Origin of the sequence: Reyranella sp. (assembly GCF_965279465.1) — a bacterium.
Classification (GTDB): domain Bacteria; phylum Pseudomonadota; class Alphaproteobacteria; order Reyranellales; family Reyranellaceae; genus Reyranella.
In genome coordinates this window covers 6,062,115-6,075,115 of sequence record NZ_OZ257242.1, presented here as the reverse complement: position 1 = coordinate 6,075,115, position 13,001 = coordinate 6,062,115, and the positions used below count along the sequence as shown (strand labels likewise).

Annotated in this window: 15 protein-coding genes; 9 read left to right on the top strand and 6 right to left on the bottom strand. The window is 65.1% G+C overall.

Annotated features, from left to right (window positions below; all coding sequences use genetic code 11):
* Nucleotides 1–32 precede the first annotated feature (32 nt).
* Nucleotides 33–2,255, bottom strand: coding sequence for an NADP-dependent isocitrate dehydrogenase (locus ACQY8M_RS29540; RefSeq protein ID WP_428663509.1), 2,223 nt, complete (start codon nt 2,253–2,255; stop codon nt 33–35).
* A gap of 295 nt (nt 2,256–2,550) precedes the next feature.
* Nucleotides 2,551–3,156, bottom strand: a complete 606-nt coding sequence (locus ACQY8M_RS29535; RefSeq protein ID WP_428663506.1) for a TIGR00730 family Rossman fold protein — start codon at nt 3,154–3,156, stop codon at nt 2,551–2,553.
* Between the two features lie 129 nt (nt 3,157–3,285).
* On the opposite strand from ACQY8M_RS29535, the gene ACQY8M_RS29530 reads away from it, so the two are divergent.
* From ACQY8M_RS29530 to ACQY8M_RS29510, 5 genes are all read left to right on the top strand, one after another.
* Nucleotides 3,286–4,464: a LysM peptidoglycan-binding domain-containing protein gene (locus ACQY8M_RS29530; RefSeq protein WP_428663503.1), complete on the top strand. Its 1,179-nt coding sequence runs from the start codon at nt 3,286–3,288 to the stop codon at nt 4,462–4,464.
* Nucleotides 4,464–5,156 (top strand): phosphatidylserine decarboxylase, encoded by a 693-nt coding sequence (locus ACQY8M_RS29525; RefSeq protein WP_428663500.1) that lies wholly within the window; start codon nt 4,464–4,466, stop codon nt 5,154–5,156. Before ACQY8M_RS29530 ends, ACQY8M_RS29525 begins: the two co-directional genes overlap by 1 nt.
* Before the next feature lie 27 nt (nt 5,157–5,183).
* On the top strand, nt 5,184–5,999 hold the full coding sequence (gene pssA / locus ACQY8M_RS29520; RefSeq protein WP_428663497.1) for a CDP-diacylglycerol--serine O-phosphatidyltransferase: 816 nt from the start codon (nt 5,184–5,186) through the stop codon (nt 5,997–5,999).
* 91 nt (nt 6,000–6,090) lie between these two features.
* Nucleotides 6,091–6,255, top strand: coding sequence for a Flp family type IVb pilin (locus ACQY8M_RS29515; RefSeq protein WP_428663494.1), 165 nt, complete (start codon nt 6,091–6,093; stop codon nt 6,253–6,255).
* Nucleotides 6,256–6,410: 155 nt separating this feature from the next.
* Complete coding sequence (locus tag ACQY8M_RS29510; protein ID WP_428663491.1) at nt 6,411–6,917, top strand: prepilin peptidase; 507 nt, start codon at nt 6,411–6,413, stop codon at nt 6,915–6,917.
* 19 nt (nt 6,918–6,936) lie between these two features.
* Here ACQY8M_RS29510 and ACQY8M_RS29505 read toward each other — a convergent pair whose 3' ends face one another.
* The 4 genes from ACQY8M_RS29505 to ACQY8M_RS29490 all read right to left on the bottom strand — a co-directional run bounded on the left by ACQY8M_RS29505 (nt 6,937) and on the right by ACQY8M_RS29490 (nt 9,487).
* Nucleotides 6,937–7,701, bottom strand: coding sequence for an SDR family NAD(P)-dependent oxidoreductase (locus ACQY8M_RS29505; protein WP_428663488.1), 765 nt, complete (start codon nt 7,699–7,701; stop codon nt 6,937–6,939).
* A 256-nt stretch (nt 7,702–7,957) separates the two neighbouring features.
* A complete protein-coding gene (locus ACQY8M_RS29500) occupies nt 7,958–8,176 on the bottom strand; it encodes a hypothetical protein (RefSeq protein ID WP_428663486.1) in 219 nt (72 codons plus the stop codon).
* A gap of 116 nt (nt 8,177–8,292) precedes the next feature.
* Nucleotides 8,293–8,913, bottom strand: a complete 621-nt coding sequence (locus tag ACQY8M_RS29495; protein WP_428663483.1) for a sigma-70 family RNA polymerase sigma factor — start codon at nt 8,911–8,913, stop codon at nt 8,293–8,295.
* 109 nt (nt 8,914–9,022) lie between these two features.
* Entirely contained in the window at nt 9,023–9,487 is a 465-nt protein-coding gene (locus tag ACQY8M_RS29490) for a sigma-70 family RNA polymerase sigma factor (protein WP_428663480.1), read from the bottom strand.
* 185 nt (nt 9,488–9,672) lie between these two features.
* Here ACQY8M_RS29490 and ACQY8M_RS29485 point away from each other — a divergent pair, with 185 nt between their 5' ends.
* From ACQY8M_RS29485 to ACQY8M_RS29470, 4 genes are all read left to right on the top strand, one after another.
* Nucleotides 9,673–9,870, top strand: coding sequence for a CsbD family protein (locus ACQY8M_RS29485; RefSeq protein WP_428663477.1), 198 nt, complete (start codon nt 9,673–9,675; stop codon nt 9,868–9,870).
* A gap of 213 nt (nt 9,871–10,083) precedes the next feature.
* Nucleotides 10,084–10,311 carry a bacteriocin gene (locus ACQY8M_RS29480; RefSeq protein ID WP_428663474.1) on the top strand — a complete coding sequence of 76 codons (228 nt, stop codon included), beginning with the start codon at nt 10,084–10,086 and terminating at the stop codon, nt 10,309–10,311.
* Nucleotides 10,312–10,452: 141 nt separating this feature from the next.
* Complete coding sequence (locus ACQY8M_RS29475; RefSeq protein ID WP_428663472.1) at nt 10,453–11,250, top strand: response regulator; 798 nt, start codon at nt 10,453–10,455, stop codon at nt 11,248–11,250.
* Nucleotides 11,251–11,272: 22 nt separating this feature from the next.
* Nucleotides 11,273–13,000 carry a sensor histidine kinase gene (locus ACQY8M_RS29470; RefSeq protein ID WP_428663470.1) on the top strand — a complete coding sequence of 576 codons (1,728 nt, stop codon included), beginning with the start codon at nt 11,273–11,275 and terminating at the stop codon, nt 12,998–13,000.
* The last annotated feature ends 1 nt before the right edge of the window (nt 13,001 follow it).

The window sequence follows — 13,001 nt, the reverse complement described above, 5'->3', positions numbered from 1 at the left end:
GGTAACCCGGGGCGGTTCCAGCCAATGCTGCGTCAAAGCGCGGCGAGCGCTGTGTTCAACGTCGCACTCGGCCGCATCCCTGCCGATGTCTTGGCCGGATCGGGCAGATAATAACCGCCCGTGTCCACCGGCTTGCCCTGCGCGGCGATCAGCTCGGCATTGATCTTGGCTTCATTGGCCTTCAAGGCTTCTGCCAGCGGCTTGAACCGGGCCGACAGAGGCGTGCTGTTGTCGCGCCGCGCCAGTGCTTCAGCCCAATACTTTGCCAGGTAGAAATGGCTGCCGCGATTATCCAGTTCGCCGACCTTGCGTGCAGGCGAACGGTTGTCCTCGAGGATCTTGCCGTTGGCCTCATCGAGCGTCTCGGCCAAGACCTTCACGTCCTCATTCCCGGTTGTCTGTGCCAGATGTTCCAGCGAAGCGCCGAGCGCCAGGAATTCGCCCAGCGAATCCCAGCGCAGGTACCCTTCGTGCTGGAACTGCTCGACATGCTTGGGTGCCGAACCGCCGGCCCCGGTCTCAAACAACCCGCCGCCTGCCAGCAACGGAACGATCGAGAGCATCTTGGCCGACGTGCCCAGCTCCATGATCGGGAAAAGATCGGTCAGGTAGTCGCGCAGCACATTGCCCGTGACGGAGATGGTGTCGAGCCCCTGGCGAATGCGATCGAGCGAGAATTTGATGGCCTCGACCGGCGCCAGGATGCGGATGTCCAGACCCGAGGTGTCCTCGTTCTTCAGATATTTCTCGACCTTGGCGATCAACTGCGCGTCGTGCGCGCGTTTGGCGTCGAGCCAGAACACCGCCGGGGCGCCGGTCAGGCGCGCGCGGCGCACCCCGAGTTTGACCCAGTCCTGGATCGGCTCGTCCTTGACCTGGCACATCCGGAAAACGTCACCGGCCTCGACCGGTTGTGACAGCAGAACAGTGCCGTCATCGGCGACCACGCGCACCGTTCCAGCCGTGGCGATCTCGAACGTCTTGTCGTGCGAGCCATACTCCTCGGCTTGCTGCGCCATCAACCCGACGTTCGGAACCGAGCCCATCGTCTTCGGGTCGAAGGCGCCATGCGCCTTGCAGTCGTCGATGACGGCCTGGAACAAGGTCGAGTAGCAACGATCGGGGATCGCCGCGATCACGTCGTGCAGCTTGCCGTCGGGCCCCCACATCTTCCCCGACTCGCGGATCATTGCCGGCATCGACGCGTCGATGATCACGTCGCTCGGCACGTGCAGGTTGGTGATTCCCTTGTCGGAATTGACCATGGCCAAGCCGGGCCGCTTCGCGTAGGTGGCCTGGATATCGGCCTTGATCGCCGCCTTCTCGGCCTCGGGTAGCGTCTCGATCCGGGTCAGCATGTCGCCCACACCGTTGTCTGGATCGACGCCCAGGCGCTTGAGCGTGGCGCCGTGCTTCTCGAACACATCGGCGAAGAACACGGACACGCAATGACCGAACAGGATGGGATCGGAGATCTTCATCATGGTCGTCTTGACGTGGAGCGAGAACAGGACCCCGTCCTTCTTCGCGGCGTCGATCTGCGCGGCAAAGAAGGCGCGCAATGCCTTGGCGCTCATTACCGACGCATCGATGATCTCGCCCGCCTTGAGCGGCGTCTTCGCCTTGAGCACCGTGACCGCGCCATCGCTGCCGGCCAACTCGATACGGACGTTGGTCGGCGCCGCAACGGTCGTCGCGACCTCCGAGCCGTAAAAATCGCTGCCCGACATGGTCGCCACGCGCGTTTTCGAGTCCTTGCTCCAGGCGCCCATCTTGTGCGGATGGCTGCGCGCGTATTGCTTCACGGCGCCGGCGGCGCGACGGTCGGAATTGCCCTCGCGAAGCACCGGATTGACGGCACTGCCCAGCACCTTGCCGTAGCGGGCGCGGATTTCCTTGTCGGCCGGCGTCGCGTCGCTGTCCGGATAGTTCGGCACGTCGTAACCCTTGCCCTGCAGCTCCTTGATCGCGGCCTTCAGCTGCGGGATCGACGCGGAGATGTTGGGCAGCTTGATGATGTTGGCCTCGGGGCGCAGCGTGAGCTTGCCGAGCTCGGCGAGCTCGTCGTTGATCTTCTGCTCGGGCTTCAGCTTGTCAGGGAAGTTGGCGATGATGCGGCCGGGCAGCGAAATGTCCTTCAGCTTCATCTTCACGCCGGCCGTCCCGACGAAGGCCTCGACGATCGGCAGCAGGGAAAACGTCGCAAGCCCGGGCGCTTCATCGACCTTCGTCCAGACGATTTCGAGATCTGACATACCTGCACCTCCGTGCGCCGCTTTGGCTTCGGCCGAGTTGATCTGTTGCTGATTATGGCCCGTCTTGTTGCACCGCCGCGAGGGAAAGGCAATCTCCGGCACGGCGACGCGACCAGGGCGCTCGCGCCATCCTTTTCCAAGCATCGAGCCTCGAACCGTTGTCGGTGGCAACAGGACTTTCGAGGACCGGCATGGTCCTGCCGCGGCACAGGCGGGGCTTTGCATATATCACGACGTTGCTGTGAGCACGCGATCGCGCTCGCCGGCCTGCCGGCCGCGCGCCCGTGACAGCGGCTCAGAGCCGATCCAGCTCCTTTTCCGCCATGGTGGCGTGCGGCATCGCCGCCAGCGTGGGCAGGAGCTGGTCGAGGTTATCGATGAAGGCCACGACGTCGAGGTGCGTGCGTTCTGCGAAGCCACCTTCCACGCAGGACCGCAACAGGGCTGCCAACGGCTGCCAATAGCCGCCGAGATCGACGATCACGATCGGCTTGGCATGCAGGCCGAGCGTGCGCCACGACAGGACCTCGAAGAACTCCTCGAGCGTGCCGAGGCCGCCGGGCAGCACCACGATCGCGTCGCACCGATCGAACATCTGGAGCTTGCGCTGGTGCATGTTCTCCACGATGACCGTTTCGGTCAGCGCGGGATGGCCGGCCTCGCGCTCGAGCAGGAACCGCGGAATCACGCCGACGGCTTTGCCGCCGGCCTTCAGGGTTGCATTGGCGAGCACGCCCATCAGGCCGACGCCGCCGCCGCCGTAGACTAGGGTCATTTTCTCGCGGGCCAGCAATTCACCCAAGCCCGCGGCCAGTTCCCGGCTACCGGGGGCGATACCGAACCGGGCGCCGCAGAAGACGCAGACCGAGGAGGGAAGGGGGGCGGAAACGGCTTCGGGCACGGGCACACGCTGATTTAAAGGCTGTTAAAGGTCGATCGACACCTTTCCGCAGCGGAAGGTCATGGTATCATTTCGCGGAGACGGAGCGCGACGCCAAGAGTGGTGGGTCGTCGCACCAGCGGGAGATTCATGTCACGTACGGTTCTGGTGTTGGTGGCAGTCGGCGCGGCGGTGATCGCCGGAGCCGTCGGCGTGGCCTGGCGCGTCAAGAAAGACGACCAGGCGGCGATTGCCGCTATTCCTGCAGCAGGCGCGACCCCGGCGACCGTGTCGGCAACACCCCATCCGGCCCAATCGGCAGAGCCGGCAAGGAAGCAGGCGGCTGCTTCGGCTCCGGCACTCACCGCGGCTCCTGCCATTCCGGCCGCACCCGCCGCTTCTGCCGCCGCCGCTCCGGCGGCGACACCGGCTCGGACTTCGCCCGCGCCGGCAGCGGCGGTGATGGCGCCGAGCTTCGATGTCGCGCGCATCGGGGCGGATGGCCGGGCCGTGATTGCGGGCCGCGCGGCGCCCAACGCCAGGGTCGTCCTGCTCGACGGTGGCAAGGAAATCGCGCGCGGCGAGGCCGATGCGCGCGGCGAATGGGTGATCCTGCTGCAGGATCCGCCGCTGGCGTCCGGCCAGCATGAGCTACGGGCCGTCCACCACATCGAAGGGCGCGCCCCGGTCACCTCCGAGCAGGTCGTCGTTGCCGTCGTGCCCGCGCCGGTCCCCGCAGGGCGCCCAAAGGATGCCACGACATCGGGAGCGCCCGCCGCGCCCGACACCAGGAGGGAGGACACGATGGTCCTGCTCGTGCCGCCGTCCGGCGCGGCGACCCTGATGCAGTCGCCCTCGCGGGCGGGCGTGCCGAGATCGTCCGATTTGCAGGTCTCGACGATGGGCTACGACCAGCACGGTCAGACCACGATCACCGGCCAGGCTACGCCCGGCGCCACCGTGCGAGCCTATCTCGACGACAAGGTGGTGGCCGAGGGCACGGCCGGCCCCGATGGCCGCTGGAAGATGGCGCCCGCTCAGCCGATCGGGCCGGGACAGCATACACTCAGACTCGATCGACTCGCCCCGGACGGCAAGCCGACCGCCCGCCTCGAGTTGCCGTTCGCGCGTCTCGACGTTGCCGCAGTCGCCGGCGATAACACCCGCCGGCTGTACGTGGTGCGCGGCGACAATCTCTGGAACATCGCGCGCGCCCATTACGGCGAGGGCTGGCGTCACACCATGATCTTCGAAGCCAACAAGGACCAGATCCGCAATCCGCACCTGATCTATCCGGGCCAAGTATTCAGCCTGCCCAAGGTCAACTGATGCTGGCGAATTTCTTGGTCCCCATCCTGCAGGATGGCTGGCGCTTTATCGCGATCTTTGCCGGCGTGACGTTCCTTGCCGCCCTGACCGGCGCGGCGTGGCTGTTCTGGCCGCTTTTCCTCCTGACCCTGTGGTCGATCTACTTCTTCCGCGATCCCTCGCGCGGCGTGCCGCAGGACGACGGCCTGCTGATCGCGCCGGCCGACGGGCTGGTCCAGATGGTGATCCAGGCAACCCCTCCGTCCGAGCTCGGGCTGGGCGAGCAGCCGTTGACCCGGGTGTCGATTTTCCTCAGCGTGTTCGACGTCCATATCAACCGGACGCCCTGCGCCGGGACCGTCGACATCGTGGCCTATCGGCCCGGCAAGTTCCTGAACGCCGCCGCCGACAAGGCGAGCGACGAGAACGAACGCATGGCGATCGCGCTGCGCCGCAATGACGGGGTGACGATCGGCTTCGTGCAGATCGCCGGCTGGGTAGCGCGCCGCATCGTCTGCTACGTCAAGCCGGGCCAGACAGTGGTGGCGGGTGAGCGCTTCGGTCATATCCGTTTCGGTAGCCGCACCGATCTCTATCTGCCGGCCGGCGCGCGTCTGTTGGTGGCGCCGGGCCAGCGGATGATCGGTGGCGAGACGGTCATCGCCGAACTCAATGCCCGGGACGCAACCGCGCGCGGGGCGGTCGAGTTCTAAAGCATTCTCGGGAAGAGGACATCTGTCATGGATGATGACTTCCGCAAGCGGCGCGGGTTGCGAGGCTTTTCGATCAACCGGTTGATCCCGAACGTGATCACCCTGGCGGCGCTCTGTTCAGGCCTGACCGCGATCCGTTTCGCTCTTCAGGGACAATTCCGCCTCGCGGTCATCGCCATCATCGTCGCCGCGATCTTCGATGCGCTCGACGGCCGCGTTGCCCGTCGGCTCGGAGTCACCAGCCAATTCGGCGCCGAGTTGGATTCGCTGTCGGATTTCCTCTGCTTCGGCGTCACGCCGGCCCTCGTCCTCTACCTTGCGTCCCTGAAGGACGGTGGTGCGCTGGGCTGGGTGGTCACGCTGATGTTCCCGATCTGCTCGGCGCTGCGCCTAGCCCGCTTCAATACAGCGCTTTTGTCCGACACGCCGCCACCCCCTTGGACGAGTTCCTATTTTACCGGCGTTCCGGCGCCGGCCGGAGCCCTCCTGGCGCTGATTCCCCTGGTCCTCAGCTTCGAGGCCGAGGCTGCTTGGCCGCGTCATCCCGTCGTGGTCGGGGCGGTGCTGGTGCTGGCCGGCGGTCTCATGGTGAGCCGTATCCCGACCTTCTCCTTCAAGAAGGGCCGCATCCCGCGCCATCTGGTGCTTCCGTCGCTGCTGGTGGCGGCGCTGATTATGGGGGTGATCGCGAGTTCGCCCTGGATCGGAGTGTCGCTGCTGGGGCTGATCTATCTAGCCCTGGTGCCCTACAGCTGGCTGACCTACCGCCGGCAGGCGGCGCGCGATCACCAGGCGCCAACAAGTGAGGTCGTGCCTTTGCGAACTGTACCGAACGGCCATTGACCTTAGTTTCGACATTAAGTACGCTCCTTAAGTCCCGGAAAAACAAGGAAAGTCGGATGTAGCCGACTGAACGTACTAATGGAGATACCCCATGCTGTCGATCTTCCGTCGCTTGGCCAAGGACGTACGTGGCGCCAGCGCCATTGAATATACTCTCGTCGCATCGTTGATCGCGGTGGCCGCCATCGCCTCAATGCGCAGCGTCGGCTCCAAGGTCAATAACGTACTGGCCAACGCGGCAGGCGCGCTGACCTGAACAATCTTCACGTCATCAAAATCCGGGCGGCCCAGCAATGGGCCGCCCGTTGCTTTGGGGAAATGAGTGAGAATTTGTTTTTGATATTAAGATATTAGAGTCGTATTCTGATGTTTCACTATAGCTATTATCAATAGTCTTCGTTTGATGTTCGGATGTCGCCAGTCGCGGTTCTCCAAGTCGCCTGCCTTGCGCTCCTGACCGTGCTGCTGGTGGCGGCAGCGGTGCAGGATGTGCGCACCCTGCAGATCGACAACGGTTTCCCGCTTGCCATCGTCGGCCTGTTCGCGGTCTCGGCGGCCGCCGGGCTGGTGTCAGGCCGGCTCCCGGCCTCCGCGATCGGCTTGGCTGTGGCGGGCGGAGCGCTTGTCTTTGCGGCTGGTGCGGCGGCCTTCGCGGTGGGGGCGCTGGGCGGAGGCGACGTCAAGTTGCTGGCGGCGGTCAGCCTGTTCGCCGGCTCGGGCCGGCTTCTCGATTTCCTGGCGATCACCGTCCTGGTGGGCGGAGGTCTCGGCATCGCAGTCGTGGCCGGTGTGCCGTCCGGCCGGTCGGCGGCCACCGGCACGGTCCCATTGAAGGCGCGTCTGCACGGCGACCTGCCCCTTGGGCCGGCGATCGCCGCGGGCGGCCTTTGGGTCGCCCTGTCGGCCGGATCGGGCTGAGCCTTCGCGGCCGCCCCGATCAGGCGAGCGAGGAGTACCCGCCGTCCACCGCGATCGCCGCGCCGGTGACGAAATCAGAGGCAGGCGCCGCCAGGAAAACCGCGATGCCCGCAAAGTCGTCGGGCACACCCCAGCGCGCGGCCGGCGTGCGCTTCAGTACAGATTCGTGCAGACCATCGACCTGCTCGCGCGCGCGCCGGGTCAGGGCGGTATCGATCCAGCCCGGCAGGATGGCGTTGACCTGGATGCCGTCCTTGGCCCAGGCGGTCGCCAGCGACTTGGTCATCTGCACCATGCCGCCCTTGCTCGCCGCATAGGCGGTCGCAAAGGGCGCACCGAAGATCGACATCATCGAGCCGATGTTGATGATCTTGCCGGCGCCGCCCTTCTTCATCGCGGGATAGGCGGCCTGGCTGCACAGGAAGGCGCTGGTCAGGTTGCTGTCGAGTACGGTGTGCCATTCGGCGAGCGTGTAGTCCTCGGGCTGTTTGCGGATGCTCATGCCCGCGTTGTTGACCAGAATGTCCAATCGTCCATGCGACTTCATCGTGTCGGCGACCAGGGCGCGGCAGGATTGCTCCTGGAGGACGTCGACGGGGATCGCGCTCGCCTTGCCGCCGCCTGAAAGGATCTCGTTGACGGCGGCTGTATTCTTCGCTGCATCGCGGCCGGCGACGACGATCGTCGCCCCGGCTGCGGCCATGCCCTTGGCCATGCCCAGGCCAATTCCGCCGTTGCCGCCGGTGATGACGGCGACCCGCCCGGAAAGATCAAAAAGCTGCATGTGCGTTCCCCTGATTTGCCGCCTGTATAGCGGAGGGGGAGGGAACCTCAAGCCGCATGGCCCGTTGGTTCCTCGAAGGCGCTGCAGGCCGGCCGGGCTGACTGGCAGGCGGCGAACCGGGAATGGCGGCAACCGCAAGGTTGCCGCCATTCTTTCGTGTGACTTCAGCCAAGAAGTAATTCGGGCCGCGCGCGGACGCACGCGAACATTGTATCGCGGCAACGCTGCTTCGGGAGCAGCGTCTCGAGAAACAGAGTTACTCTTCGCCGGGAGGCTTATCCTTCTTGCTGCCGGCGTCGTTTTCAATCAGGTTGATCAGATCGTCGGGCAGAGGTTCGGCCGCGATCTCGTCGTACATCGCATGCAACTGCTTATGCAGCCACATGTCGAACGGCCGTTCAGCCGGCGCCTTCATGTTTTTCTCCCGGGCCGGAGGGTCAGCCCGATCCTTTTGAGACTTGTTGTCATCAGCCATGGCGTACTGCCCGCGGAACGAGGAAGATCCCGCGGCACCCTGTCCGAGGCATTGGTCTCTCCCCGTGAGAATGCCTGTGTCCATTTTACTCATCCACGAGGATTGATCGAGACATATCAACGATCGTGCGCGGGGAGGGCCGACGGTGCAGCGTCGGCGCGGGCCGGGCGGTGATCGTTCCGCGTCGCACGTGCCTGGGTATCGCCTTTCACATCGCCTTCGAGCAACAGCCGCTCGAGCGTGTCGCGTGCGCGCGAGATACGGCTCTTGACCGTGCCGACTGAAACGCCGGTATGGGCGGCGATCACCTCGTAGGACTGGCCTTCCAGTACGGCGAGGAGCAGGGCCTCACGCTGGGTCGATGCCAGCTTTCCGAAGGCCGACATGAACTCGCGCATGACGAGCCGGCTCTCCTGGTGTGGCTGATGCGACAGGGACTCGGCGATCGCGGTATCGACCGGCACCGTAGGACGCAGGCGACGCAAACCTGAAATGAACTCATTGCGCTGGATGCGGAAGACCCAGGCTGAGAGATTGGTTCCGGGCTGGAAGCTCTCGCGGCCGGTCAGGGCTTTGATGACGGTGTCGTGCACCAGATCTTCCGCCGCATCGCGATCACGCGTCAAGGACAGCGCGTAGACGCGAAGGCGGGGCAATATTGCCTTGAGCTGCTCGTGGAAATCGTTGATCTCGTTGCGATCGGTCTTGGTCGTCGTCTTCTCGGCGGCGAGGGCCATGTTTGTCTCCGGCAGCGGGGTAAGCAAGTGTCTCGCACAACCAATGCCGGCAACTTCAAAAGGTTACATTCCGCGAATTAAATTTGTAACGCATTGGTGCATCGACGTTTTAGCGCAGCTGCTCGGACAGGAGCTTTCGTGCACGCGAAACGCGCGCCTTCAGCGTGCCGACCGAGCAGTCGCATAGCTGCGCTGCCTCTTCATACGAAAAGCCACCCGCGCCGACGAGGATCAGAGCCTCGCGCGACTGCGGGCTGAGTTTCCATAGAGCAGCTGAGAGCTCCTTGAGCTGGAGCGCCGCATCGGGATTGTCCACCGCTGCCACGGGCACTGTTTCGACATCCTCAAGCGTGGTCGGTCGCCGCCGCTGCGCGCGCAGATCCGAATAGAACCGGTTGCGCATGATCGTGAACAGCCAGCCCTTCAGGTTGGTGCCCGCTTCGAACTGGATCTGCTTGTCGAGTGCCGAAAGGACGGTGTTCTGCACGAGGTCGTCGGCTGCTTCGCGCTCGCGGCACATGAAGCGCGCAAAGGCGCGAAGATCCGGCAGCAACGCGACGATATCGTCCTTCAACATCGAAACGACTGCTCCGGAAACGCTAGCGGTGATGCGGTGAGGTTACGTTGTATGTGGGCGTTCGCTGCATGGCCGCAAAGGAAATTCGAATAGGCAACCGGCCCGACAGCTCCGCGTTGAACCCGACAGCTCCGCGTTGAAACGACTATTAGGTCTCATTACGCAGCATGAAAGGAGCGCACATGAATTGGGATCGCGTCGAAGGAAACTGGAAGCAGTTCACCGGCAAAGTGAAAGAGCAGTGGGGCAAGCTCACCGAGGACGACATCACCGTCATCGGCGGCAAGCAGGAACAGCTCGTCGGCCGGATCCAGGAACGCTACGGCATCGCCAAGGACGAGGCCGAGAAGCAGGTCAAGACCTGGGCCGGCGGTCTTTAGTCTCACGATACGGAGCTTCCTTCCCGTTTGACTGAGGACGAAGCTCCCCACGGGAACCGAATAGGGGCTTCAACGTTAGCTCGGGGGCTTGATAGGGAGTAAGCATATGGGGCGCGCCGCCGTCTTGTGGCTTCTAGGGGTTCCGATCCCCGTGCTTCTGCTGATGTGGGCGCTAGGTTGGCTGCACTAGGTTTGGCAAACAGGAGACGAGCAATGTCGTTCAAGAATTTCGCGCCTGTGGCGGCGCTGGTCGGTCTGGGCGTTCTGACGGCGGCCTGTGGAAACAATCCGACGGACAGAGCGCTAACCGGTGGCGCGATCGGCGCGGGTACTGGTGCGGTTGTCGGTTCCACCGTGGGAGCGCCGATTGGCGGCGCACTCGTTGGCGGCGCGGCGGGCGCAGTCATTGGCGCGGCGACGACGCCGGAGCGGCGCTACTAAGCGAGCGCAAGGCGAGACGTACAAAGAGAGTCTGTGAATCCTTCGGCTCCCGGCCCCGTGCGGGCCGGGAGTTCGATTCACAGATTGGCGTGATGTAGGGTCAGCCGCATTGGGCGGCGAGCGAGTAGAGAGGGGGCAGCTGTGTCAAACGGGCCGGCAACCAAGAAGCTTTCCGAGGCAATCACCAAGACGCTGCCGTTCCTGCGTCGCTATGCGCGTGCGGTCACCGGATCGCAGCAGCGTGGCGACGAGTGGGTCCGGCTGTGCGCCGAAGTCGCCGTGACCCAGCCCGACCTCATCGAGGATGTGGAAGACACCAAGCTGGGTATCTTCACGCTGTTTCATCGACTTCAGCAACCCTTTGGCAGCCTCGATCAGCAGCCGGAGAGCGCGGGCGTGAGCGGGCGCCTCAAGGAATCCCTGACCGAGATGGCGCCGCTGCAGCGTCAGGTCCTTCTGCTGACCGTGCTCGAAGGCTTTACGGTGTCGGACGCGGCGCAGATCCTGGGAATCGATGTCGAGAAGGCCGAGCGCAGCCTGCTCGAGGCGCGGCGCGAGCTGCAGCGTGTGGCGTCGGTGCGTGTACTGGTGATCGAGGACGAGGCGGTGATTGCGCTCGACGTCGCCGATATCGTGCGCAACGCGGGACATGAGGTCGTCGGCATCGCCGCGACCGAGAAGGCCGCGGTCGACCTGGCCAAGAAGCATTCTCCCCACCTCGTGCTGGCCGACATCCAGCTGCGCGGTTCCGATAGCGGCATTTCGGCGGTCAAGGCGATCATGCAGGCGATGGCCGTGCCGGTGATCTTCGTCACCGGCTATCCCGAACGGTTGCTGACCGGCACCCAGCTCGAGCCCGCCTTCGTCATCTCCAAGCCGTTCGATCCGGACCTGCTGCGTGCGGCGATCGCCCAGGCGCTGGATACGGTCTCGATCTAGCGGCGACGGCGTCTTCATCACCATGACGCGCTGGTCGCTGCGCACCAAGCTGGTCGCGGTCACGGCGCTGGCACTTCTACCGGTGGCAGCCATCTCCGGATGGCGCGCGTTTGACGACGCGCGCCAGGCGCAAATGCGCCATGCGGAGGCCGTCTCCGCCGTCTCCGGCCTCGCCGAGAGCCGGTACCGTGAGTTGATGGAAGGGTCGCGCCGGCTCCTGATCGCCGCCTGCGCGGATGAAGCCGTGCAACGCGCGCTCGCGCCGGCCGCCACGCCGGAGGATGTCCAGCGCTGCGAAACCTACCTGTCTCAGCTGTTGCATAAATTCCCGTCCGACTATTCGGCCGCGATCGCGGTCGACGATCGCGGCATCGCCCGCTGCGGCAGCATGCCCAGGGCGCGCGGCATGAATTTCTCGGATCGCGAGGTCTTCCGCCTCGTCCAGCAGTCGCGCACGCCTGTCGTGGGCGCCAACGTCGCGAGCCGACTGACACAGCAGACGGTGATCCCGATCGCTGTGCCGGTCGTTCGCGACGGCCAGTTTGGCGGCATGTGCGCGCTCGGCCTGTCGATGCGCAGCCTGGCCGAGCAGGTAGGGTCTCCGCAGTCGGCGGGTTCGGCAGGCGTCGCCCTGGTCGATAGTGCCGGCGGTCTGCTGGGCGGCGATACGCGGGCGACGGCGGCGTTGCCGGTCGCGTCGCGGATCGCTGCGATGATCGAGTCGCGGCAGTCCTCCTTTGCCGAATACGGCCAGAATGGTGCGACCTACGATTTTCACGTTCGCCCCCTGGTCGGCGAAACGCTCTACGCCATCGCCGCCATTCCGTCCGATCGCAGCTTCACGGCGCTGCTGCTCGACTGGGGCGAATTCGCGCTCATCCTCCTGGCCATGCTCGTCGTCATGACGGCAATCTGGCTGGGCGCGGACCGCTGGTGCGTGCGGCCTCTGCGTTACATCCAGGACTTCGCCGGCCGGGTCGCGCGGGGCGAAAGCGTAACACTCTCGCCATTGCAGCCCTGGACGCCGGAGATGGCCTCGGTCGGCGCCAGGGTCAGCGAGATGGCGGCCGCGATCGCCAGCCGGGAGCAGGAGCTGAAGGCAGGACTCGAGCAGCGCGACCACATGCTGCGCGAGATCCATCACCGAGTGAAGAACAACCTGCAGATGATCTCGAGCCTGCTCAACCTGCAGGCCGGCGAGATCCGCTCGCCGCGTATCCGGCGCTTCTTCGGCGACGCGCAGAATCGCGTGCTCACCTTGTCGATCCTGCATCGCCATCTGTACGAGCGGTCGAGCTGGTCGCTGGTCGACTTCCAGCAGTTCATCAGCGACCTGGTGCGCCAGATCTCGGTCGCGCGGCCCGGAATCGAGCGGCCGACGCCGCGCTACCAGATCCGCGCCCCGATCATGGCAGTCGGGCCGGACACCGCGATCCCCGTCGGCTTGATCGTGACGGAGGCGGTCGGCCGCGCCCTCAATCACGACTTCAGCGGCGTCGCTGTGCCCGAGATTCGCATCGAGGCCGTCGAGAAGGCGGACGGGGAGGCCGAGCTCGTGATCGAGGACAACGGCGCGGAGACGTCCCGTGCCGTGGTCGGCAACAGCGCGCGTGGCAGCTTCGGCCTGACGCTGATGAGCGGCCTGGCCATGCAGCTTGGCGGCGAGGCGAAGATTTCGCCGCGGGAGGGAGGCGGCACGCGGGTCGTCGTGACCTTCCCGTTGCCGCGCGACGAGGCGGGTCACGCGTAGG

What these genes read in the sequence shown, in the direction of transcription:
- ACQY8M_RS29540 (WP_428663509.1), bottom strand. Translation starts at nt 2,255, where the DNA reads ATGTCAGATCTCGAAATCGTCTGGACGAAGGTCGATGAAGCGCCCGGG.
- ACQY8M_RS29530 (WP_428663503.1), top strand. Translation starts at nt 3,286, where the DNA reads ATGTCACGTACGGTTCTGGTGTTGGTGGCAGTCGGCGCGGCGGTGATC.
- ACQY8M_RS29525 (WP_428663500.1), top strand. Translation starts at nt 4,464, where the DNA reads ATGCTGGCGAATTTCTTGGTCCCCATCCTGCAGGATGGCTGGCGCTTT.
- pssA (WP_428663497.1), top strand. Translation starts at nt 5,184, where the DNA reads ATGGATGATGACTTCCGCAAGCGGCGCGGGTTGCGAGGCTTTTCGATC.
- ACQY8M_RS29515 (WP_428663494.1), top strand. Translation starts at nt 6,091, where the DNA reads ATGCTGTCGATCTTCCGTCGCTTGGCCAAGGACGTACGTGGCGCCAGC.
- ACQY8M_RS29510 (WP_428663491.1), top strand. Translation starts at nt 6,411, where the DNA reads ATGTCGCCAGTCGCGGTTCTCCAAGTCGCCTGCCTTGCGCTCCTGACC.
- ACQY8M_RS29505 (WP_428663488.1), bottom strand. Translation starts at nt 7,701, where the DNA reads ATGCAGCTTTTTGATCTTTCCGGGCGGGTCGCCGTCATCACCGGCGGC.
- ACQY8M_RS29500 (WP_428663486.1), bottom strand. Translation starts at nt 8,176, where the DNA reads ATGGCTGATGACAACAAGTCTCAAAAGGATCGGGCTGACCCTCCGGCC.
- ACQY8M_RS29495 (WP_428663483.1), bottom strand. Translation starts at nt 8,913, where the DNA reads ATGGCCCTCGCCGCCGAGAAGACGACGACCAAGACCGATCGCAACGAG.
- ACQY8M_RS29485 (WP_428663477.1), top strand. Translation starts at nt 9,673, where the DNA reads ATGAATTGGGATCGCGTCGAAGGAAACTGGAAGCAGTTCACCGGCAAA.
- ACQY8M_RS29480 (WP_428663474.1), top strand. Translation starts at nt 10,084, where the DNA reads ATGTCGTTCAAGAATTTCGCGCCTGTGGCGGCGCTGGTCGGTCTGGGC.
- ACQY8M_RS29470 (WP_428663470.1), top strand. Translation starts at nt 11,273, where the DNA reads ATGACGCGCTGGTCGCTGCGCACCAAGCTGGTCGCGGTCACGGCGCTG.